General features: G+C 30.6%; 1 pseudogene. It reads right to left on the bottom strand.

The window, feature by feature from the left end:
* Nucleotides 1–373 (bottom strand): annotated as a pseudogene (locus AC1DJR_RS34005) (MarR family transcriptional regulator); the annotation flags it as partial.

The following is a 373-nucleotide window of genomic DNA, read 5'->3' as shown; positions in this document are numbered from 1 at the left end:
AAAATAAATAAATCGGTAAATTATGTTTTTTCTTATCTCCATCTACTTTAAAGTTTCTAAGAGACTTCTTAAAAATCTTCATAGTAGCCTTATCTACCCCATCTTTAGGAGAACAACATAGAATATTAGGATTCACAAACCATGTACGAGAACTACAAATACGTCCATCATCAGTTGTCATTCCTGATTCTGCAACTGCTAAAATTCCCTTTTCTAATAACCCATTCATTAAAACAGAAAGATTACTTCTACCTTTTCCTAACTTTTTTGCTAAATAACTCGGTGTAGCTGCATCTGCATCTATTTCATCTGAATCTTCATCTGAACATTCAACTAAAATATTAGTTTTAAATTCTATGTATGGTATTAAGTC

The organism is Bacillus sp. 05T31 (assembly GCF_056396725.1).
This window is presented reverse-complemented; position numbering and strand designations above follow the sequence as displayed.